19 protein-coding genes and 1 tRNA gene are annotated in these 19,084 nt (G+C 70.8%); 13 read left to right on the plus strand and 7 right to left on the minus strand.

Features of this window, described 5'->3' with window-relative positions; genetic code table 11:
• Positions 1-208 precede the first annotated feature (208 nt).
• Together NYO98_RS17045 and NYO98_RS17050 are read left to right on the plus strand one after the other, a co-directional pair.
• On the plus strand, positions 209-394 hold the full coding sequence (locus tag NYO98_RS17045) for a hypothetical protein (RefSeq protein WP_268112944.1): 186 nt from the start codon (positions 209-211) through the stop codon (positions 392-394).
• A gap of 287 nt (positions 395-681) precedes the next feature.
• Complete coding sequence (locus tag NYO98_RS17050; RefSeq protein ID WP_268112945.1) at positions 682-1,233, plus strand: hypothetical protein; 552 nt, start codon at positions 682-684, stop codon at positions 1,231-1,233.
• Between the two features lie 185 nt (positions 1,234-1,418).
• On the opposite strand, the gene NYO98_RS17055 is transcribed toward NYO98_RS17050, so the two are convergent.
• A complete protein-coding gene (locus NYO98_RS17055; RefSeq protein WP_268112946.1) occupies positions 1,419-2,438 on the minus strand; it encodes a LacI family DNA-binding transcriptional regulator in 1,020 nt (339 codons plus the stop codon).
• Between the two features lie 126 nt (positions 2,439-2,564).
• Here NYO98_RS17055 and NYO98_RS17060 point away from each other — a divergent pair, with 126 nt between their 5' ends.
• The 3 genes from NYO98_RS17060 to NYO98_RS17070 all read left to right on the plus strand — a co-directional run bounded on the left by NYO98_RS17060 (position 2,565) and on the right by NYO98_RS17070 (position 5,938).
• On the plus strand, positions 2,565-3,875 hold the full coding sequence (locus NYO98_RS17060; protein ID WP_268112947.1) for an extracellular solute-binding protein: 1,311 nt from the start codon (positions 2,565-2,567) through the stop codon (positions 3,873-3,875).
• A 129-nt stretch (positions 3,876-4,004) separates the two neighbouring features.
• Entirely contained in the window at positions 4,005-5,018 is a 1,014-nt protein-coding gene (locus tag NYO98_RS17065) for a carbohydrate ABC transporter permease (protein WP_268112948.1), read from the plus strand.
• Positions 5,018-5,938, plus strand: coding sequence for a sugar ABC transporter permease (locus tag NYO98_RS17070; protein WP_268112949.1), 921 nt, complete (start codon positions 5,018-5,020; stop codon positions 5,936-5,938). The genes NYO98_RS17065 and NYO98_RS17070 overlap by 1 nt, the downstream gene beginning before the upstream one ends.
• Positions 5,939-5,952: 14 nt before the next feature.
• Here NYO98_RS17070 and pntB read toward each other — a convergent pair whose 3' ends face one another.
• The 3 genes from pntB to upp form a co-directional block, all read right to left on the minus strand.
• Positions 5,953-7,464, minus strand: a complete 1,512-nt coding sequence (pntB, locus tag NYO98_RS17075) for a Re/Si-specific NAD(P)(+) transhydrogenase subunit beta (RefSeq protein ID WP_407673942.1) — start codon at positions 7,462-7,464, stop codon at positions 5,953-5,955.
• Positions 7,415-8,944, minus strand: a complete 1,530-nt coding sequence (locus NYO98_RS17080; protein WP_268112951.1) for a Re/Si-specific NAD(P)(+) transhydrogenase subunit alpha — start codon at positions 8,942-8,944, stop codon at positions 7,415-7,417. The genes pntB and NYO98_RS17080 overlap by 50 nt, the downstream gene beginning before the upstream one ends.
• 240 nt (positions 8,945-9,184) lie before the next feature.
• Positions 9,185-9,826 (minus strand): uracil phosphoribosyltransferase, encoded by a 642-nt coding sequence (upp, locus tag NYO98_RS17085; protein WP_268112952.1) that lies wholly within the window; start codon positions 9,824-9,826, stop codon positions 9,185-9,187.
• Positions 9,827-9,924: 98 nt separating this feature from the next.
• Between upp and NYO98_RS17090 the strand changes: the two genes are divergently transcribed.
• Genes NYO98_RS17090 through NYO98_RS17100 form a run of 3 tightly spaced genes read left to right on the plus strand, consistent with a single transcriptional unit; the run spans position 9,925 to position 11,344 of the window.
• Positions 9,925-10,410 carry a tRNA adenosine deaminase-associated protein gene (locus NYO98_RS17090; RefSeq protein WP_268112953.1) on the plus strand — a complete coding sequence of 162 codons (486 nt, stop codon included), beginning with the start codon at positions 9,925-9,927 and terminating at the stop codon, positions 10,408-10,410.
• A 26-nt stretch (positions 10,411-10,436) separates the two neighbouring features.
• Positions 10,437-10,883, plus strand: a complete 447-nt coding sequence (tadA, locus tag NYO98_RS17095; protein ID WP_268113541.1) for a tRNA adenosine(34) deaminase TadA — start codon at positions 10,437-10,439, stop codon at positions 10,881-10,883.
• Positions 10,884-10,930: 47 nt separating this feature from the next.
• Positions 10,931-11,344: a GNAT family N-acetyltransferase gene (locus NYO98_RS17100; protein ID WP_407673956.1), complete on the plus strand. Its 414-nt coding sequence runs from the start codon at positions 10,931-10,933 to the stop codon at positions 11,342-11,344.
• 17 nt (positions 11,345-11,361) lie between these two features.
• Here NYO98_RS17100 and NYO98_RS17105 read toward each other — a convergent pair whose 3' ends face one another.
• The 3 genes from NYO98_RS17105 to NYO98_RS17115 are packed head-to-tail and all read right to left on the minus strand — an operon-like array spanning position 11,362 to position 16,120.
• Positions 11,362-12,759, minus strand: coding sequence for a wax ester/triacylglycerol synthase domain-containing protein (locus NYO98_RS17105; RefSeq protein ID WP_268112955.1), 1,398 nt, complete (start codon positions 12,757-12,759; stop codon positions 11,362-11,364).
• Positions 12,756-14,189, minus strand: a complete 1,434-nt coding sequence (locus tag NYO98_RS17110) for an HAD-IB family hydrolase (protein ID WP_268112956.1) — start codon at positions 14,187-14,189, stop codon at positions 12,756-12,758. The genes NYO98_RS17105 and NYO98_RS17110 overlap by 4 nt, the downstream gene beginning before the upstream one ends.
• Positions 14,186-16,120: a lysophospholipid acyltransferase gene (locus NYO98_RS17115; RefSeq protein WP_268112957.1), complete on the minus strand. Its 1,935-nt coding sequence runs from the start codon at positions 16,118-16,120 to the stop codon at positions 14,186-14,188. Before NYO98_RS17115 ends, NYO98_RS17110 begins: the two co-directional genes overlap by 4 nt.
• Positions 16,121-16,265: 145 nt before the next feature.
• On the opposite strand from NYO98_RS17115, the gene NYO98_RS17120 reads away from it, so the two are divergent.
• From NYO98_RS17120 to NYO98_RS17140, 5 genes are all read left to right on the plus strand, one after another.
• Positions 16,266-16,355, plus strand: a tRNA-Ser gene (locus NYO98_RS17120).
• A gap of 75 nt (positions 16,356-16,430) precedes the next feature.
• Positions 16,431-16,898, plus strand: a complete 468-nt coding sequence (locus tag NYO98_RS17125; protein ID WP_268112958.1) for an aminoacyl-tRNA deacylase — start codon at positions 16,431-16,433, stop codon at positions 16,896-16,898.
• A gap of 53 nt (positions 16,899-16,951) precedes the next feature.
• Complete coding sequence (locus NYO98_RS17130; RefSeq protein WP_268112959.1) at positions 16,952-17,614, plus strand: PAS and ANTAR domain-containing protein; 663 nt, start codon at positions 16,952-16,954, stop codon at positions 17,612-17,614.
• An 80-nt stretch (positions 17,615-17,694) separates the two neighbouring features.
• Positions 17,695-18,078, plus strand: a complete 384-nt coding sequence (locus NYO98_RS17135) for a response regulator transcription factor (RefSeq protein WP_268112960.1) — start codon at positions 17,695-17,697, stop codon at positions 18,076-18,078.
• A 285-nt stretch (positions 18,079-18,363) separates the two neighbouring features.
• Positions 18,364-19,053 (plus strand): TetR/AcrR family transcriptional regulator, encoded by a 690-nt coding sequence (locus tag NYO98_RS17140; RefSeq protein WP_268112961.1) that lies wholly within the window; start codon positions 18,364-18,366, stop codon positions 19,051-19,053.
• Positions 19,054-19,084 lie beyond the last annotated feature (31 nt).

Consider the following 19,084-nt stretch of genomic DNA (forward strand, 5'->3'; position numbering starts at 1 on the left):
AGGCCGGCCCAGCCGGACACTTACGTCCCTCGCAACTCGCCCACCCAGCCACCGTCCGGGTCGCCGACCCTAGAACGATGGACTGTCTGAGGCGTGCGATCAGGTTACCCGCTTCGGTGGTCTATTCGCAAGGGTGTTCGAACGTTCGTTTCGGCGGTGTGCCGCTCTTCCCGAGGCACTTCGAGGTCGCCTCGGGTAGAAAATCACCATGAAGAAGATTGCGATTGAGTTCGGCGGAAACGTTGTTGATGCGCGGGCGCTGGCCAGGGCGGTGGCCTACGTCTTCGAGGCAAGTCGCGTCGAGGGCGGCTCGACCTACATCGAGGGGTTCTCGATGAACCCGTCGGATAAGTGGCACTCCGGTGACCCCAGGATCACAATCGTCCAGAAGTAGCGGGGACTCGACCCACCGCAGCCCGCAACGCGGTTATTAGATGCCGAGCCAGGAGGGCTAACAGGAACCGGTCAAGTTTGCCTCGATTGCGCTGAACCGCTCGCGGCCCCGGTGAGTACCTGATACTTGTGAGGGTGCGGCGTCATAGCCCAGCCGCCCAGGACTTTAAGGACTCCGAGATGCGACGAGTTAGGTCCCTACTCGCCATAGCGGTTGCCACCGCCCTCGGAGGGCTCGGGACGGGCCTCACGGTCAGCTCAGCGAGTGCCGCAAACTCATCTGACTGCTTGTCGCTGGCAGAGTGGTCTCAGATAGCACCCGTGTATGGCGGTCCTGGCACCACCTACGATCAGATCGTTAGCTTCGCTGGCGCCCCGGTTGAGCAGGCGGGGGTCACCTACAACAGCGACGGCACGCAGGAGTTCGACGCGAATTTCGCGCAGTGTGACCCGAACGGAGTTCGGTCGCCCGATTCGTCCGTCTTCTTCGTGTTCGACACCGACTACGGCTACAACAGTGCGACCGGCGCCACGCAGATCGGTCCGTTCAAGGCACGGTACAAGGGATCGTGGGAGCCAGTGGACGTGGTCATCACGCCAACGATGGCCGCCAAAGACCCTTCGTATTGCAGCGTCGAGGAATTTCAATCGCTGAAAAAGAGGATGACGCTCGCCAGAGTGGCCAAAATTCTCGACGGGCGCGGCAGACGTACTGACCGCTACTCGAGATTCGAGTCTCGGCGATACGGGAAGGTCTCCACCTCAAGTGGAACAGTGCAGTACTGCGAGGTGACCTTCCGTGACGGGCGACTGCTCCGGAAGGACCGGACGGCCTACTAGCGGCGCAACGTCGCGCCTCCAACGCTACGCAGCGCGATGTCGCTCCCCGGACGGTAGCGGCGGTTCGCAGCGCCTTTCACGACACGCCCACCCGGGCGGAGAGGGCCACATTCCCCTGGAGGGATCAACCTCGCAGGGTGACCGAAGGTTCCGAGCACGCCAAGCGCCAGGGGCCCACTCAGCAATCAACCCCGCGAAACGGCGGGCCCGGTCGAGCCCCGCAGCACCAGTTCGGGGGCGAAGAGGTACTCGCGCGACGCGACGGGGTCGCCAGAGATGGCGTCCGCGAGCGCCGCGACGGCCGTGGCACCCATCTGGGCGACCGGCTGGCGGACCGTGGTGAGCGGCGGGTCCAGGAAGGCCACGAGCGGGGAGTCGTCGAAGCCGACGACCGAGACGTCGTGGGGGACGTCGAGGCCGGCGGCCCGCGCGGCCCGGATGGCGCCGATCGCCATCATGTCGGACCCACAGACGACGGCCGTGGCGCCCTGCTCGAGCAGCTGCTCCGTGGCGGCTGCGCCCCCCTCGACGGAGAAGATGGTCTCGGCGATCCACGAGCGAGCCTCCTTCGCGGGCAGGCCCAGGAGGGACTCCAGCGCGGCGACGAAGCCCTCGTGCTTGCGGGCCGAGGGCATGAACCGCGACGGGCCGATCGCCAGGCCGATGCGCCGGTGACCGAGGTGGGCGAGGTGGGCCACGGCGATGTCCATCGCGACCCGGTCGTCGGCCGACACGAACGGCGCCGGGATGCCGGCGACGTAGCCGTTGACGAAGACCACGGGAAGTCCGCGGTCGAGCAGCATGTGGTAGCGCTCGTGGTCGGCCCGGGTGTCGGCGTGCTTGCCGGAGACGAAGATGATCCCCGCGACGCCGTGGTCGAGGAGCGACTCGACGTACTCGTCCTCCGACAGGCTGCCGGGCGACTGGGTGCACAGCACCGGGGTGAACCTGCGGCGCGCCAGCGCGTCCTCGATGACCTGCGCGAACGCCGGGAAGATCGGGTTCTCCAGCTCCGGCACCACGAGGCCCACGAGGCCCGCACTGCGCTGCCGCAGGTGCGTCGGCCGCTCGTAGCCCAGGACGTCGAGCGCGGTGATGACCGACTGCCGGGTGCCCTCGCTGACGCCCGGCTTGCTGTTGAGGACGCGACTCACGGTCGCCTCGCTGACACCTGCCTCGAGGGCGATCTGGGACAGCGTGGCCATGCCGGAATGTAAGCAGCCTTTCAATTACGTTGCAAGGTCTTTCAGATCCTGCATGTTCTTGCTAGCCTCCGGTGACCGTCATCACAAGCGCCCTCCCCCGGGCGCGCTTTTCATGGGAGTACATCGATGCGCCGATTCAAGGCCGGCTCCGCCGGGATCGCCGTCGCCGCCCTCGCCCTCACGCTCGCAGCGTGCGGTAGCGACGGCGGGGACTCGGACAGCAGCACGGACAGCGAGAGCGACAGCACCAGCTCGGGCGACCTCAGCGCCGAGCTCACCTGGTGGGACACCTCCGACCCGACCAACGAGGGGCCGGCGTTCAAGCAGCTCATCGAGAAGTTCAACGAGGAGTACCCGGACGTCAAGATCAACTACCAGTCGGTCGACTTCGGTAGTGCCCAGAACGACTTCAAGACCGCGGCCAAGGCCGGGAAGGGTGCCCCGGACATCCTGCGCGCCGAGGTCGCCTGGGTGCCCGAGTTCGCTTCGCTCGGCTACCTGTACGCGCTGGACGACACCGAGCTGCTCGACAACAACTTCCTCGAGACCCCGCTCTCGAGCAACGTCTACGAGGGCAAGACCTACGGCGTCCCGCAGGTCACCGACACCCTCGGCCTGATGTACAACAAGGCCCTCTTCGAGAAGGCCGGTCTCGACCCGGAGAACCCGCCGACCACGTGGGACGAGGTCAAGACCGCTGCCGAGGCGCTGAAGTCGAAGGCGAAGGTGGACGGCATCTACGTCAACGCCGCCGGCTACTTCATGCTGCCCTTCATCTACGGCGAGGGTGGCGACATCGTCGACGCCGACGCCGAGCAGATCCTGATCAACTCTCCTGAGGCGGTCACGGGCATCCAGACCGCGGTCGACCTGGTCAAGAGCGGCGCCGCTCCCAAGCCCGACGCCGCGGACTCCTACGGCACGATGATGACCCTCTTCAAGGAGGGCAAGGTCGGCATGATCGTCAACGGCCCGTGGGAGGTCGCCAACATCGAGTCCGACCCGAAGTTCGGCGGGTTCGAGAACCTCGGCATCTCGGCGGTCCCCGCCGGCTCCGCCGAGGCCGGCGCTCCGGTCGGTGGCCACAACTACGTGGTCTACTCCGGCATGGACGACGCCAAGGCCGAGGCCGCGATCGCCTTCGTGAAGTTCATGAGCTCCGCCGAGTCCGAGGCCTTCATCGCCGACGAGCTCGGCCTGCTCCCGGGCAACGCCGACGCCTACGACCTCATCGGTGACAACGCCAAGGTCACCGCGTGGAAGGGCGCGCTCGACGCCGCCAAGCCGCGTCCGTGGATCCCCGAGGGTGGCCAGTTCTTCGCACCGCTCGACACCATGGCGACCGAGGTGATGGTCGAGGGCGTCGACCCGCAGAAGGCGCTCGACGAGGCGGCTGCCACCCTCAAGTCGGACGTCGTCCCGGACTACTCCGAGTGACGACCGACTAGCACCACCCACACGCACCACCCACGCGCCGGGGGCCGGACCACCGGTCAAGGCCCCCGGCGCGTTCATCTTCTGCCACATTGCTGTGAGGCGCCACGCGCCGTACGACGAGGAGCGTCCATGACCGCCACCGCGCCCGCGCTGGCCGACGAGAAGCGACCGACGCCCGACAAGCCCCGCGGCCGACTGCGACGGACCTACGACCGCAGCTGGTTCGCCTGGGCGATGGTCATCCCCACCGTGGTGGTGCTGGGCGTGCTCGTCCTGTTCCCGCTCGTCCAGGGCGTCTACCAGTCGTTCACGAACCTCAACGAGGCCAACCAGTCCTCGGAGATCTGCACCAAGACGCTGGGCGGCGGCGAGGAGTGCCGGCCCAACCCGAAGCAGCAGAAGTTCGTCGGGCTCGAGAACTACAAGCGGATCCTCACCGGGGAGACCGGGAAGTTCTGGCTGCAGTTCACCAACACCATCGTGTGGACGGTCTCGTGCGTGTTCTTCCACTACACGATCGGTCTCGGCCTGGCGGTGATGCTCAACCGGAAGTTCAAGGGACGAGGGCTCTACCGCGTGCTGCTCATCGTCCCGTGGGCCGTCCCTGCCTTCGTCTCCGCCTTTGCGTGGCGGTTCCTCTTCAACCAGAACTTCGGCCTGATCAACGCGGTGATCCGCAGCGTCGGCCTCGACCCGGTCGAGTGGTTCGCCCACCGGTGGACGGCCCTGTTCACCGCGATCGTGACCAACATCTGGCTCGGCGTCCCCTTCATGATGGTCGCGATCCTCGGTGGCCTGCAGTCCATCGACGGCGACGTCTACGAGGCCGCCGAGATGGACGGGGCGAGCGCGTGGCAGCGGTTCCGTCACATCACGATGCCGGGCCTGCGCCCGGTGTCCGCGACCGTCATCCTTCTGGGCACGATCTGGACGTTCAACATGTTCCCGATCATCTTCTTCGTCACCGGTGGCGAGCCGGCCGGCAAGTCCGAGATCCTCGTGACCGGCGCCTTCCGGGCCGCCTTCGAGGGGTTGCGGAACTACTCGCTCGCCGCTAGCTACGGAGTGATCATCCTGTCGCTGCTGATCGTGTTCGCCTCTGTCTACCGCCGAGTGATGAAGACCCAGGGAGAGGTGTTCTGATGGGTGAGATCCTGCCGGTCGCGGCCATCGATGCGGCCCATGTCGAGGGCGCGCTGCCACGGGACGAGCGACGCGGGCCGGTCACGCGGCGTCGCGAGCGCAGCATCCTGGCCTCCGTCGCACTCCACGGCACCCTGATCGTCGCGGTGTTCATCGCGCTCTTCCCGGTGATCTGGGTCCTGCTGAGCTCGTTGAAGCCGCGCACCGAGATCGTGCGCTCCAACATCGAGCTGTTCAACAGCCCGACGCTGGACAACTACCGAGCGGTGCTCACCGAGACCAACTTCCCGACCTGGTTCCTGAACTCGGTGATCGTGGCCGGTTTCACCATGGTCATCGGCATCACGATGTCGGCCAGCGCCGGCTACGCGCTCGCGCGCTTCAACTTCGCGGGCAAGCGCGGGCTGATGTGGGTCTTCCTCATCACGCAGATGTTCCCGGTGGCGATCCTCATCGTGCCGATCTACACGATCATGGCGAACCTCGGTCTCATCGACACCAAGCTCAGCCTGATTATCGCCTACTGCTCGACCGCCGTGCCGTTCTGCGCGTGGATGATGAAGGGCTACTTCGAGACCATCCCGAAGGAGCTCGACGAGGCGGCCGCGCTGGACGGGCTCGGACCCTTCGCCACCTTCTACCGGGTGATCCTCCCCCTGGCGAAGCCCGGCATCGCCGTCACGGCGTTCTACACCTTCCTCACGGCGTGGGGCGAGGTCGCCTACGCGATCGCCTTCATCCAGACCGACAACAAGCTGACGCTCGGCGCCGGTCTCCAGCAGTTCGTGCCGCAGTTCAACCAGCGCTGGGAGCTGCTGACACCGGCCGCGATCCTGATCCTCATCCCCGCGGCGCTCGTCTTCTTCTTCGCCCAGCGCCACCTGGTCGCGGGGCTCACCGCCGGCGGCACCAAGGGCTGAGCGCCCGGGGCCGGCTAGCGGCGGGCGAGCTCGTCGGCCGAGAGGGCGGCGACGATCTCGTTGACCTTGTCCTTGGCGTCACCGAAGAGCATCTGGGTGTTGTCCTTGAAGAAGAGCGGGTTCTGAACGCCGGCGTAGCCGGTGGCCATCGACCGCTTGAAGACGATGACCTCGCGCGCGTTCCAGACCTCGAGCACGGGCATCCCGGCGATCGGCGAGCCCGGTTCCTCGAGGGCGGCCGGGTTGACCGTGTCGTTGGCGCCGATGACGAGGACGACGTCGGTGTCGGGGAAGTCGTCGTTGATCTCGTCCATCTCGAGCACGATGTCGTACGGCACCTTGGCCTCGGCGAGCAGCACGTTCATGTGGCCCGGCAGGCGCCCCGCGACGGGGTGGATGCCGAAGCGGACGTCCACGCCCCTCTCACGCAGCTTCTTCGTCATCTCCGCGACGGGGTACTGCGCCTGGGCGACGGCCATGCCGTAGCCGGGGGTGATCACCACGGAGGAGGCGTGGGCGAGCAGGTCGGCCACGTCGTCGGCCTGGATCTCGCGGTGCTCGCCGTAGTCGCGCGCCTCGCCGGAGACGGCGCCGTCGGAGCCGAAGCCGCCGGCGATGACGCTCACGAACGAGCGGTTCATCGCCCGGCACATGATGTAGCTGAGGATCGCACCCGACGAGCCGACGAGGGCGCCGGTGACGATCAGCAGGTCGTTGCCCAGCATGAAGCCCGCTGCGGCGGCCGCCCACCCGGAGTAGCTGTTGAGCATCGAGACGACGACAGGCATGTCGCCGCCGCCGATGGCGGCGACGAGGTGGAAGCCGAGGACGAGGGCGAGCACGGTCATGACGGCGAGCGGGGCCATGCCGACCCAGCCGTCGCTGAGCATGAACCACACCATCAGCACCGCCGACACCACCAGGATGGCCAGGTTGAGCAGGTGGCGTCCTGGCAGCACCAGCGGCGCTGACTTCATCCGGGCGCTGAGCTTGAGGTTGGCCACCACCGACCCGGTGAAGGTCACCGCACCGATGAAGACGCCGAGGAAGACCTCCGCGTTGTGGACCGCGTCGGACCCCAGCCCCACCTCGCTGTGTGCGGCGGCGACCTCGATGAAGGTGTTGTAGCCGACCAGCACGGCCGCGAGGCCGACGAAGCTGTGCATCATCGCGATCAGCTCGGGCATCCCGGTCATCTCGACTCCGCGGGCCAACCGGATGCCGATGGACGCGCCGACCGTTCCGGCGACCAGGATGATGACGAGCCCCACCACGACCGGCGTCTTGTCGACGACCAGGTCGTCGGTGAGGTAGTCGAGGACGAGCAGCAGGGTGGCGACGAGGGCGAGGCCCATGCCGGCCATGCCGAACGCGTTGCCACGGCGGGCCGTCTCGTGCTTGGACAGCCCGGCGAGCGCGAGGATGAACAGGAGCGCCGAGAGGATGTAGGCGCCGGCGACGAACGAGACCACTGGCTCAGCCCTTCTGGAACATGTTGAGCATCCGCCGGGTGACGAGGAAGCCACCGAAGACGTTGATGCTGGCGAGCAGGATGGCCACGCCGGCGATCACCTGGACCGCGACGTTGTCGATCGGGGCCTGCAGGATCGCGCCGACCACGATGATCCCGCTGATGGCGTTGGTGACGCTCATCAGCGGGGTGTGCAGCGCGTGGTGCACGTTTCCGATGACGTAGAAGCCGATCACGACCGCGAGCACGAAGACGGTGAGGCTCGGCAGGAAGCTCGGCGGCGCCAGGGTCGCGAGGGCGAGGAACACCACGGCGGCCAGCCCGGCGGCGTACAGCCTGCGGCGCGGGTCCGGAGGTGCGGACGGCTCCTTCTCGACGGGCAGCACCTGCGTCGCCTCCGCCGGTGCTGCCGAGACCTGCACGGGCGGCGGCGGCCACATGGTCGCCCCGTCGCGGGTCACGGTGATCCCTCGCTGGACGACGTCGTCCATGTCGAGGGTGAGGACGCCGTCCTTGGCGGGCGTGAGGAGCTTGAGCAGGTTCACGACGTTGGTGCCGTAGAGCTGGCTGGTCTGTGCGGCGAGGCGCCCCGCGAGGTCGGTGTAGCCGAGGACGGTGACGCCGTTGGCCGTCACCACCTTTTCGTCCTTGACGGTCGCCGCGACGTTGCCACCGTTGGCGGCGGCCATGTCCACCACGACCGAACCCGGGCGCATCGCCGCGACCGTCTCGGCGGTGACGAGCAGCGGCGCGGGCCGGCCGGGGATGAGCGCGGTGGTGATGACGATGTCGGCGGCGCGCGCCTCCTCGTCGTACATCGCGGCGGTGGCGGCCTCCTGCTCGGCGGTCATCTCCTTGGCGTAGCCGTCGGAGGAGACCTCCTGCTCCATGTCGACCGTGACGAACTCCGCGCCCATCGACTCAACCTGCTCGGCGACCTCGGGGCGTACGTCGAAGGCGCGCACGATCGCGCCCAGCGAGCCCGCCGCGCCGATGGCGGCGAGGCCGGCGACGCCGGCCCCGACGACGAAGACGCGGGCGGGGGGCACCTTGCCCGCGGCCGTGACCTGGCCGGTGAAGAGCCGGCCGAACTCATGGGCCGCCTCGATCACCCCGCGGTAGCCCGCGACGTTGGCCATCGACGACAGCACGTCCATCGACTGGGCGCGCGAGATCCGCGGCACGGCGTCCATCGCGAGCGCGGTGACCCCGGCCGCGGCGAGCCGCTCGACCAGCTCGGGGCTGCGGGCCGGTGCCATCAGGCTGATGACCGTGGCACCGCGCCGCAGTCGGCCGACCTCGTCGTCCGTCGGGGCGTTCACCTTGACCACGACGTCGCTCGACCACACCTCGTCGGCCGGCACGACCTTCACGCCGGCGCTGGTGAAGGCGACGTCGGGTTGGTCGGCCGCCTCGCCCGCGCCCTGCTCCACCACGACGTCGTACCCCAGCGCGGCGAGCTGGGAGGCCGTCTTCGCGGTGGCGGCGACCAGTGTCTCGCCGGGCCGGGACTCGCGGGGGATGCCGATGCGCACTGCTGCCTCCTGGACGTGGCGGGACGTGGCTGGACGGGCGGCTGGTTGGTCGGGCCGCGTCGTCGGGCCGCGCACAACGTACCGAAATCGCGTCGCCCACACCGCCGTCTCATGTGGCGTGGACCACATCACCGACCCGAGTCGAGTGCGCTCGCGGTGGCAGTCGCCACGGGGCTGCGCACTCGACCTCGGGCTGTGGATGAGCCGGGCGGAGATGCCTCCCGCCCCCGCACGGGTGGATCAGTGGGCGACGCCGTAGAGCCGGTCGCCGGCGTCGCCGAGGCCGGGGACGATGTAGCCCTTGTCGTTGAGCTTCTCGTCGAGCGCCGCGGTCACGACGGTCACCGGCACGTCGAGGCCCGCGAGGCCCTTCTCGAGGTTGTCGACGCCCTCGGGGGCGGCGAGGAGGCAGATCGCGGTGATGTCGTCGGCGCCCCGGTCGGTGAGGAAGCGGACGGCCGCGGCGAGGGTGCCGCCGGTCGCGAGCATCGGGTCGAGCACGTAGCACTGGCGGCCGGAGAGGTCCTCGGGCAGGCGCTCGGCGTAGGTCGACGCCTCGAGGGTCTCCTCGTTGCGGACCATGCCGAGGAAGCCGACCTCGGCCGTCGGCAGCAACCGCATCATGCCGTCGAGCATGCCGAGCCCGGCACGGAGGATCGGGACGACCATCGGCTTCGGCTGGGCGAGGTAGACGCCGGTCGTCGGGCCGACGGGCGTGGTGATCGGCCGCGGGTCGACGCGCACCTCCCGCGTGGCCTCGTAGGCCAGGAGGGTCACCAGCTCGTCGGTCAGCCGACGGAACGTCGGCGAGTCCGTGTACTCGTCACGCAGGACGGTGAGCTTGTGGGAGACGAGCGGGTGGTTCACCACGTGCAGGCGCATGGCGCTCACCCTAGTGGGGATGCCGCTCGCCGATCGAGACACCGGAGAGGGTTGGCGCTCACCATCCTTTCTGCGACATTGGAGGAGGAGGTGTGGGGATGTCCGAGCAGACCGGCGAGGTCGACTTCGCCCTGGCTGCGTTCCGCGTGGACGGGACGTGGCAGGTGCAGGAGATCGCCGCGCCCGCGTTCGACTCCGTCGACTCCCTCAGCCACGCGCTCCGCCAGGTCGCGCGCGACGACGGTGCGGTGGCCATGGTCGCCGTCGACGAGGACTTCTTCGTGGTCGTCCGGGTCGCCGGCCCCAGCACGCGCGTGCTGCTCTCCGACGTCACGGCCGCCGACGAGTGGGAGCTCGCCCAGTCCGTCATCGACTTCCTGGGACTGCCGCCGCCGGAGGACGACGACGTCGAGGTGCCGGCCGGCGACCTCGGCCTGCTCGAGGACCTCGGGCTCCACGCCATCGACCTCGGCGCCCTCCTCGACGACGTCGAGCTCTACCCTGACGAGATGCTCTCCGAGATCGCCCGCCGTCTCGGGTTCGGCGAGCTCTTCGACGACGCGGTCGGCCTCACCTCGGCATGACCACCCCGGGACCCTGGGACGACGCGATGCGCCTGGCCCTGACCGAGGCGAAGGCTGCGCTGGAGGGGGACGACGTACCGGTCGGCGCCGTCGTCCTCGACGCCTCGGGCACCGTCATCGGCACGGGTCGCAACACCCGCGAGGCCCACCACGACCCCACGGGCCACGCCGAGGTCGTCGCCCTCCGCGCCGCGGCCGCCGCCCGCGGCGAGTGGCGGCTCTCGGGCTGCACCCTCGTGGTCACGCTCGAGCCCTGCACGATGTGCGCCGGCGCGGTGGTGCTGTCCCGCGTCGACCGCCTCGTCTTCGGGGCGTACGACGACAAGCTGGGCGCCGTCGGCTCGCTGTGGGACGTCGTGCGCGACCGTCGGCTCAACCATCGTCCCGAGGTCGTCGCCGGGGTGCTGGCCACCGAGTCCACCGCCCTCCTCGACGGCTTCTTCGCCGCTCACCGCTCCGCCGGCCTCCGGTGACCACCGTCCGTCGCGCCACCACCGCGGACGCGCCCGTGCTGGGCCGGATGCTGTGGGACTTCAACACCGAGTTCGAGACCGAGACCGACGACGCCGACGTGCTGGCCGAGCGGTTCGCCCGCCTCCTGGCGCTGCCCGAGATCGTCGCGGTCCTCGCCGAGGACGGCGGCGACCCGGTCGGGTTCGCCCTGGTGAGCCTCCGCCCGGCGATCTGGTTCGACGGCCCGGTCGCCCAGCTCGAGGAGCTCTACGTCGTGCCGTCCCTCCGCTCCGGCGGGATCGGCAGCCAGGTCCTCGACCTGTGCCGTCGCCTCGCCCGCGAGCTCGGGTCGCCGGAGATGCACATCAACGTCGACGAGGTCGACGTCGACACCCGCCGCTTCTACGAGCGGCACGGCTTCGTCAACATCGAGGACGGGGTCGACTACCGGATGCTCTGCTACATCGGCCCGACCGACTGACGCCGACCCGGGCGGGATCAGGCCGAGAAGGCCGCGACCTCCTCGGCGAAGCACTCGGCCAGACCCGCCAGGTCGGCGACCGCGCTCGCGTCGACGTTCACGCCGACGCAGGCGGTGTCGCCGCAGGTGACCAGGCAGACGGTGAGCGCGGCGCCCGGCAGCGGCCCGAGGACGTACATCCCCTGCACCTCGGCGCCGGCCATGTAGCGCCGGCGCGGTGGCCCGGGGAGGGTGAGGACGAAGGCGTCGGGCGCCTCGGCCGTGCGCAGGGCCGACGCCGCGACGACGGACGGCATCCGGTTGAGCAGGGGGGCCGCCGCGTCCAGCACCTCGAGGGCGCGCTCGGTGTGGAGCGACAGCACCTCCCCCCGGACGGCCGCGACCCGGTCGACGGGGTCCTCGATGGACATCGGCCCGGAGATCAGCGCCCCGGCGAAGCGGTTGCCGAGGTCGTCGGCGCGGTCGAGCGAGACGCGCACCCCGACGGGGATCTCCGTGACCGGGCTGTCGCGGCGGGCGTGGTAGCGCCGCAGCCCGCCGAGCACCAGCGCCACCGCGGCGTCGTCGAGGGTGCCTCCGCCGAGCCGGGCGACCGAGCGGAGGGGCTCGAGGGGGGCGTCGAGGGTGAGGAACGTCCACATGCGACCGGTGCGCGGGGACAGCTCCGGCGAGGGTGGCGCGGCCTGCGTGAGCAGCCGGCGCACGGACGCGCCGTAGCGCAGGGTCGAGGCCACGACCACCTGCGGCCGCGCCGCCGCACGCCCGAGGCGGCGCGCGGTCGCGAGCGCCGTCTCGGGCAGCGAGGCGACGTCGGTGCGCAGGCCGGTGACGGCGAGGTCGACCGGGTGGGGCTCCACCGGCGCCACGGCCTCGTCGCCGAGCGGCTTGCGCGGCGTGTGGGCGCGCCGGCCCGACTGGAGCATCGACAGCAGCTGGACCGTGCCGAGGGGGTCGGCGAGCGCGTGGTGGATCTTGAGGACGTAGGCCGCCCCGTCCGGCATGCCCTCGTAGAGCACGCCCTCCCACAGCGGTCGGGTGCGGTCGAAGGGGCGCAGCGCGATCTGGGCCGCGTGGACGAGCATCTCCTCGCGGTCGGCGACCCGCTCGCGGCGCAGGTGGTAGGCGAGGTCGAACGTCGGGTCGTCGGCCCAGGTCGGTGCGGCCGTCGGCACGACCGGCTCGACGACGCGCTGGCGCAGGCGGCGTACGAGCCGGGTGCCCCAGTCGGTCGCGGCGACGAAGCGGTCCCAGTCGGGCGCCCGGTCGAGGTCGATCACGACCGTCGACGTCGACGACTGCACCGGGTGGCGCTCGGCGCGCCACAGCAGCGTCTGCATCGGTGTGAGCTCGGGCGCGGCCGACCACCCGGCCGCCGCCACCCAGCGCTCGACGTCCTCGTCGGCGACGTCGTTCATGCCGGCCACCTCGCGAGGGTCTGCTCGAACTTCGTGCGCAGCGCCGCGATGCGCTCGCTCATGTCGTCCACGCTCCAGTCGGTCTCGGGCTCCAGCACGCACACGTCCACGACGCCGGGGTTGAGCACCAGCGAGCTGCGCCGCATCAGCTCGCCGGTGTTGCGGAGCACGACCGGTACGACCGGCACGCCGGCCTGTGCCGCGAGGTGGAACGCGCCCTTGCGGAACGGGCCCAGCACCGGCGTCGCCGAGCGGGTCCCCTCCGGGAAGATCATCAGCGACGTGCCGGAGCGGATGCGGTCGACGACGCCGTCGAGCGTCGCGCGGGCGGAGTGGGAGTCGGAGCGGTCGATCCAGGCCGGGTCGATGACGACCGAGCCGACCACGGCACGGGGGTCCCAGCGCGCCTCCTTCTTCGCGACGATGGTGAAGTCGCGCTCGAGCAGCCGGCCGAGGACGGGGATGTCGAGGGCGCTCTGGTGGTTGGCGACGAAGATCGCCGGACGGTGGGTCCAGAGTCGCTCCTGGTGGAGCACGTTCATCGAGACGCCCGCCAGCGCCATGGGCAGGTGGGTGGCGAGGCGGATCGCGGCGTTGCGGCCCTCGTGCAGGTCGCCGCGCGCGAGCCCGTAGGCCAGGCCGAGGCCGACACCGGCGTTCATGCCGGCGAGCGCGACCGCCGTACGACCCGCGGCGAGCAGCGAGCCGCCGACCGGGTCGCTGAGGTCGAGCACGGGCCAGCCGAGGCGGGCGGCGGCAGCACGCAGGTCGCGGTGCGGGTTGAGGGCGGTGGGGTGCCCCACGGAGGACAGGAAGGCGACGTCCTCGTAGCCGTTGCCGTAGGCGTAGGACTGCGCGAGGTCGACCCCGTGCTCGCGGGCAAACGCCCGGACCCCGCTCGCCTTGTGCCGCCCCCACAGCATCGGCCCGTCGGTGGCGCCGGTGAACTGGCCGTCCTCGACGACCAGCCGGGTGCAGACGAGGTGCTCGACGCCGAGGTCGCGGGCGACGGGCGCGATCTGGTACTTCGTGGCGGCCGACGCGACGGCGACGGTGTGGCCGGCGCGCTGGTGGGCCATGACCAGCGCGCGTGACTCGCGACGGATGGTGCCGGCGATCTTGGACCGGAAGAGCCGCTCGCCGAGGTCGGCGAAGGCCTCCTCCGACTCGCCGCGCATGGCCGAGAAGGCGACGTGGGCGATGCGGGTCGGATCGCCGCCGAGCTCGCCGTCGACGGCCGTCACGACGGTGCGCAGGAACTCCGCCGGCGAGACGTCGCGGCCCTTGAGCCGGTCGCCGTAGAAGGTGGCGGCGGTGTAGCCGGCGACGAGGGTGCCGTCGAGGTCGAAGAACGCCGCGACCGACGGCCCCTGCGGTCCGGCCTCGATCGCCTCGATGGCCTCGGTCACCGCGGTCGAGAGCCCGCTCACGCGTTCTCCCGCCTCGACGGCTGGGGCTGCGGTGCCGGCGGCTGGACGACCTGCACCGGCTCACCGGCGATCTCGCCGATGATGTTGACCCGCCGCACGGAGTCGCGCAGCTCGGCCGCGAACGCCTCGCGCGCCGACCCGACGCCCTCACCGCCCTCGAGGAGGCCCTTGTGGCGGGCGAGGGCGAGGGCGGTGCGGAACAGCTCGAGCGACACCGACTCCTCGCTCGCGACCCGCCGCTGGAGCGCCCACTGCTGGCCCACGGCCAGCGAGTCGGCGAGCAGGTCGGCCTCGTCGACCGGGCCGTCGCCGCGGTCGGCCAGCCGGTCGGCGACCACGAGGTAGGCGTCGAGGAACGGCCGCAGCACGAGGTGGGCGAGGTGCGGGCGGGCACCGACGAGCAGCTCGCGCGCCTTCTGCGGCGTCATCTCGCTCACGCCCTCGCCGACGAGCAGCCGCAGCTCGGTGCGCAGGTCGTCCTCGAAGCCAGCGCGGGAGGGGAAGAAGAACTCGAACTTGAGCAGGTCGCGCATCCGCTTCGCCTCCTCCCACCCGACCTGCAGCTCGCCACCCGCCGGCAGCTCCGCGCCCGGCTCGAGCTCGCTGACGGTGAGCAGGGCGAGCTCGCCGATGGCGCGCTCGACGAGGATGTGGATGACGGTGTTGCGGTAGAACGCGGCGACCAGGTGCTGGTCGTCGCCGATCTTCCAGACCGGCTCGGTGCCCCGGTCGTACGCCGTCAGCACGCCGCTGCGGGTCAGCTCGGCCAGCGCCCGACGGATCGTCGCGCGGTCGCGGAGGTCGGCGGCACCGGCGACGGGCCACTGCCGCGCGTCGATGTACGCGGCGAGCGGCTCGACCGTGTCGAGGACCTCGTCGACCGTCAGCGCCCGATCGGCACCGAGGAGGGCGAGCGAGACGATCGCAGTGGTGGTGACCGGGGTCGCCCGGTTGATCCGGTGCGAGATGTCGAGCGCCACCCGCTCGACCGCCTGGTGGCCCGTCACGCCCTCGGCCGCGAGCTCGGCCATCCGCTCGCGCAGCGAGAACGGCTCACCGACCGTCAAGTAGGCGCGGCCGAGCCGGTTGCGCTGCAGCCGGGCGAAGCGCACCAGCCAGCGCCAGTCCTCCGGCGTCTTGTTGGCCCCGCGCGCCTCCTCGGTCATCAGCGACACCTCGTGGAGCTGGTCGTAGACCACCGAGAGGGGCACCACCCGGACGTCGGGTGCGTCGTGGTCGAGCGAGTCGCCCGCGTCGTGGTCCTCGACGGCGTCGGTGAGGTACTTGAGGATGCCGTGGACCGGCGGGCGCAGCTTGCCGGTGCGGGTGCGGCCGCCCTCGATCGACCAGGCGAGGTTGCGCTTGTTGGTGACCATCTGCCGGATGTAGGAGCGCAGCGCGAGGCGGTAGACCGGGATCTCCTGGGTCGAGCGCCGGATGAAGATGAGACCGGTGCGGCTGGCCACCGTGCCGATCACCGGGAGGTTCAGGTTGGCGCCGCCGAAGGTGTAGGTCGGTGAGAAGCGACGCGACGACAGGGCGTTCGGGATGACCATGCCGTCGAGGTAGGACCGGTGGCTGAACGCCAGCGCGAGGCTGTGCGTCCGGTCGAGGCGCCGCAGCTCCTGCATGTCGTCCTCGTCGACCAGGACGTCGTACGCCCTCAGGAACCAGTCGCCGAGACGGGCCCACCCCTGGGACGTGCGGTCGTCGTGGGCCGCGGCCATCTCGTGGAGGTAGCCCTTGACCTCCGACCAGACCTCCTCCTCGTCGCGGCCCTGCTCGTCGGCCGCAGCGGCGACCGCGCGTTGGAAGCGCTTGTCGTGGATGAGCTGGGTGACCTCCTGCGGAGGCGCGGCCGGCAGCCGCTCACCCACGCTGCGGGGCAGGGCTGCGCGGGCGAGGTCCCGCACGCGACGGACGGCGGTCACGGTCCCTCCTTCCCGCCCCGGCTCGGCGCGAGCACGGGCGTGCGCCGAAGTTACCGTTGTACGCCGCTGCTGGCCATGGCTGCGCCACAGAGCTGGACCGCCGCCGGTTTCCGGCTCGCGCGTGCCCTCTAGTAACGTTCGGCGCGGTGACGTGTCCGAGCGGCCTAAGGAGAACGCCTCGAAAGCGTTTGTGGGCGCAAGTCCACCGAGGGTTCAAATCCCTCCGTCACCGCCACCCGATCGGGCCGGTCCTCCGCGGACCGGCCCGATCGTCGTCTCCGGCCCGTGGCCATCGTCGTACGCTCGTCGGGTGGACGACGACAACCCCGCGCTCCGGGCCCTGGCCGCGTCGGGCATCCCGCACGAGGTGACCCGTCACGGGCGCGTGGGCTCGCTCGCCGAGGCGGCCGCCGCGCGCGGTGTCGAGCCGTCGGCGATCGTGAAGACGATCGTCGTGCGCCGTGGGGAGGGCGACCACCTCTTCGTCCTCGTGCCGGGCGACCGGGAGATCTCGTGGCCCAGGCTCCGCGCTCTCCTCGGGGTCAATCGCATCTCGATGCCCGCTGCCGACGCCGCTCGCGAGGTGACCGGCTACGAGCGCGGCACCATCACGCCCTTCGGCTCGCGGACCACGCTCCCCGTCGTCGCCGACGAGCGCATCCTCGGGCGGACGATCTCGATCGGCGGCGGGGCACACGGAGTCGCCGCGACGCTCGCCGGGGACGACGTCGTCGCCCACCTCGACGCTCGCGTCGCGGACGTCACCGACCCCGCCTGAGCTGTCGGAACTTTTCCTTGAACGAGCCGCCGTCGGGTGTGCAGGATTCCCCTATGGAACGGTCGGCAGGAGACGGCTTCACGGCCTCCGGCGCTGCCCTCGTCGGTCGCTACACCTACCGTCCCGACAGCGACGAGTGGACCTGGTCGGACGCGATGTTCTCCATCCACGGCTTCGAGCCCGGTGCCGTGGTGCCCACGACGGCGCTCGTCATGCGACACGTCCACCCCGAGGACGTCCCGGCCGCCTGGGAGTCGCGGGAGGCGGCGGTGGAGCGCCGTGAGCCGTTCTCCTTCCTCCATCGCATCCGCACCGCGCAGGGAGGCCAACGCGTGGTCCTCGCGGCCGGTCACGTCGAGGACGAGGACGGTACGCCGGTCGTGCACGGCCACCTCGTCGACATCACCGACGTGCGACAGGACGCCGTCCAGACCGAGGTCGACTCCGCGGTCGGGGACTTCGTGGCGCACCGGGCTGCCATCGAGCAGGCGAAGGGTGTGCTGATGCAGCTCTACAGCGTCGATGCCGACACCGCCTGGGCACTGCTGCGCGCCTTCTCCGAGGACACCAACCGCAAGGTGCGGGACATCGCGGCCGTGCTGGTGGAGGCAGCGGCGAGCGACCGCACCCCCAGCAAGCACGGGCCGGTGTCGTCCCACCTGATGCTGGAACGCCTCTACAGCCCGGCCTGCCAGTCGGAGGCTGCGCCGGGCTGACGCCGCCGCACTCCCGCGACGGGTGGACGAAGTTCACCGTTCTGTGGGTGTGCCGTGTACTTCACTTGTACCGTGGTGCCGTGCCCACCACCGTGCTGATCGTCGAGGACGAGCCCGACCTCGCACAGGTGATGGCCCTCGCGATCGGACGGGCCGGCTTCGACGTCCTCACCGTCGACACCGGCGCGGGTGCGCGTGCGGCCGTCCGTCGCAGCGACGTCGCCGTCGTCGTGATGGACCGCGGCCTGCCCGACATGGACGGCCTCGAGGCCACCGCGTCCCTGCGGGAGGACGGGTTCCCCGGCGCGGTGGTGGTGACGTCCGGCCACGCCGGTCCCGAGCACGTCGCCGCCTGCCTGGGCGCCGGTGCCGACGACGTCCTCGGCAAGCCGTTCGCGCTCGCCGAGCTGGTGGACCGCGTCCGGAGCGCCACCCGCCCCGCCACGGTCGCCGAGGCGGGCTGAGCGACCGGCGGGAAAATTCCTGCCGGACCCGCGTCATGGCGCGCGACCCGGCCCGTCCCACCCGTGGTTGGGCACGACGGTCGCGTTCCGTCGCGCTCGTCACCGTCCCCGGACGTCGTCCTCCCGCCGACATCCGGTCCCCCCAGCGGCGGTGGAACCACGCATCACCAGCGCGACTGCGGCACGGCCCTCGCAGGGGCCGTGCCGTTGGTCGTTCCCGGCCGGCCGTCCACCCTCGGAGATCGCCGATGCGACTCTATTTGCACTGAGTGCAACAATGGGGACGTGACCACCACCCCGCCCGTCGACGGCCGCAGCGCGCTGCGCGCCGAGCGGCGGCGCGCGATCCTCGACGCCGCCCGCACGCTGGCCACCGAGCACGGCCCCGACGGCTTCACCGTCGAGCAGGTCGCCGCGGTCGCCGGGGTGTCCCGACGAACCGTCTTCAACCACGTCGCCGGCCTCGACCAGCTCCTCGTGGCGGTCTGCGAGCAGATCCTCGCCGAGGCGACGGTGGCCCTGCTCGGCGAGGTCGAGCGTCGTACGGCCGACCTGCCGTCCGGCGCGGCGGGAGGCCGGGCCGCCCTCGACGCGATGGCGGAGGCCACCCGCGTCGTCGACCTGCCCACGGCCATCGCGACCATCCACCGCCTCCTCGGCTGCCCGGAGATCGGGGACGAGCGGGCGCAACGCATCTCGCGGACCGCGTTCGACCACGTCGGCGGTCGCCTGCGCGCGCAGCTCGTCCACCGCGCACCCGGCCTGGACCCCGTCGACCTGGAGCTCGACCTCGCGCTGCTCTTCAGCGGGATCGTGACCATCGCCGGCCTGTGGCTCGAGCAGCACCCCGACCTGGCACCGGACGTGCCGGCCGGGGCCCGGACCGACTGGGACGCCCTGCTCGACCGCGTCCTGGAGCGGCTCCGCCCCGGGGCACACCGAGCCGAGCCACCCGGCTCCCCGACCGCGCCCTGACTCCCCTGACTTCCTGACTCCCCCTGACTTC

Source organism: Nocardioides pini (assembly GCF_026712185.1).
GTDB lineage: Bacteria > Actinomycetota > Actinomycetes > Propionibacteriales > Nocardioidaceae > Nocardioides > Nocardioides pini.

What these genes read in the sequence shown, in the direction of transcription:
- NYO98_RS17045 (WP_268112944.1), top strand. Translation starts at nt 209, where the DNA reads ATGAAGAAGATTGCGATTGAGTTCGGCGGAAACGTTGTTGATGCGCGG.
- NYO98_RS17055 (WP_268112946.1), bottom strand. Translation starts at nt 2,438, where the DNA reads ATGGCCACGCTGTCCCAGATCGCCCTCGAGGCAGGTGTCAGCGAGGCG.
- NYO98_RS17060 (WP_268112947.1), top strand. Translation starts at nt 2,565, where the DNA reads ATGCGCCGATTCAAGGCCGGCTCCGCCGGGATCGCCGTCGCCGCCCTC.
- NYO98_RS17065 (WP_268112948.1), top strand. Translation starts at nt 4,005, where the DNA reads ATGACCGCCACCGCGCCCGCGCTGGCCGACGAGAAGCGACCGACGCCC.
- NYO98_RS17070 (WP_268112949.1), top strand. Translation starts at nt 5,018, where the DNA reads ATGGGTGAGATCCTGCCGGTCGCGGCCATCGATGCGGCCCATGTCGAG.
- upp (WP_268112952.1), bottom strand. Translation starts at nt 9,826, where the DNA reads ATGCGCCTGCACGTGGTGAACCACCCGCTCGTCTCCCACAAGCTCACC.
- NYO98_RS17090 (WP_268112953.1), top strand. Translation starts at nt 9,925, where the DNA reads ATGTCCGAGCAGACCGGCGAGGTCGACTTCGCCCTGGCTGCGTTCCGC.
- tadA (WP_268113541.1), top strand. Translation starts at nt 10,437, where the DNA reads ATGCGCCTGGCCCTGACCGAGGCGAAGGCTGCGCTGGAGGGGGACGAC.
- NYO98_RS17100 (WP_407673956.1), top strand. Translation starts at nt 10,931, where the DNA reads ATGCTGTGGGACTTCAACACCGAGTTCGAGACCGAGACCGACGACGCC.
- NYO98_RS17105 (WP_268112955.1), bottom strand. Translation starts at nt 12,759, where the DNA reads ATGAACGACGTCGCCGACGAGGACGTCGAGCGCTGGGTGGCGGCGGCC.
- NYO98_RS17130 (WP_268112959.1), top strand. Translation starts at nt 16,952, where the DNA reads ATGGAACGGTCGGCAGGAGACGGCTTCACGGCCTCCGGCGCTGCCCTC.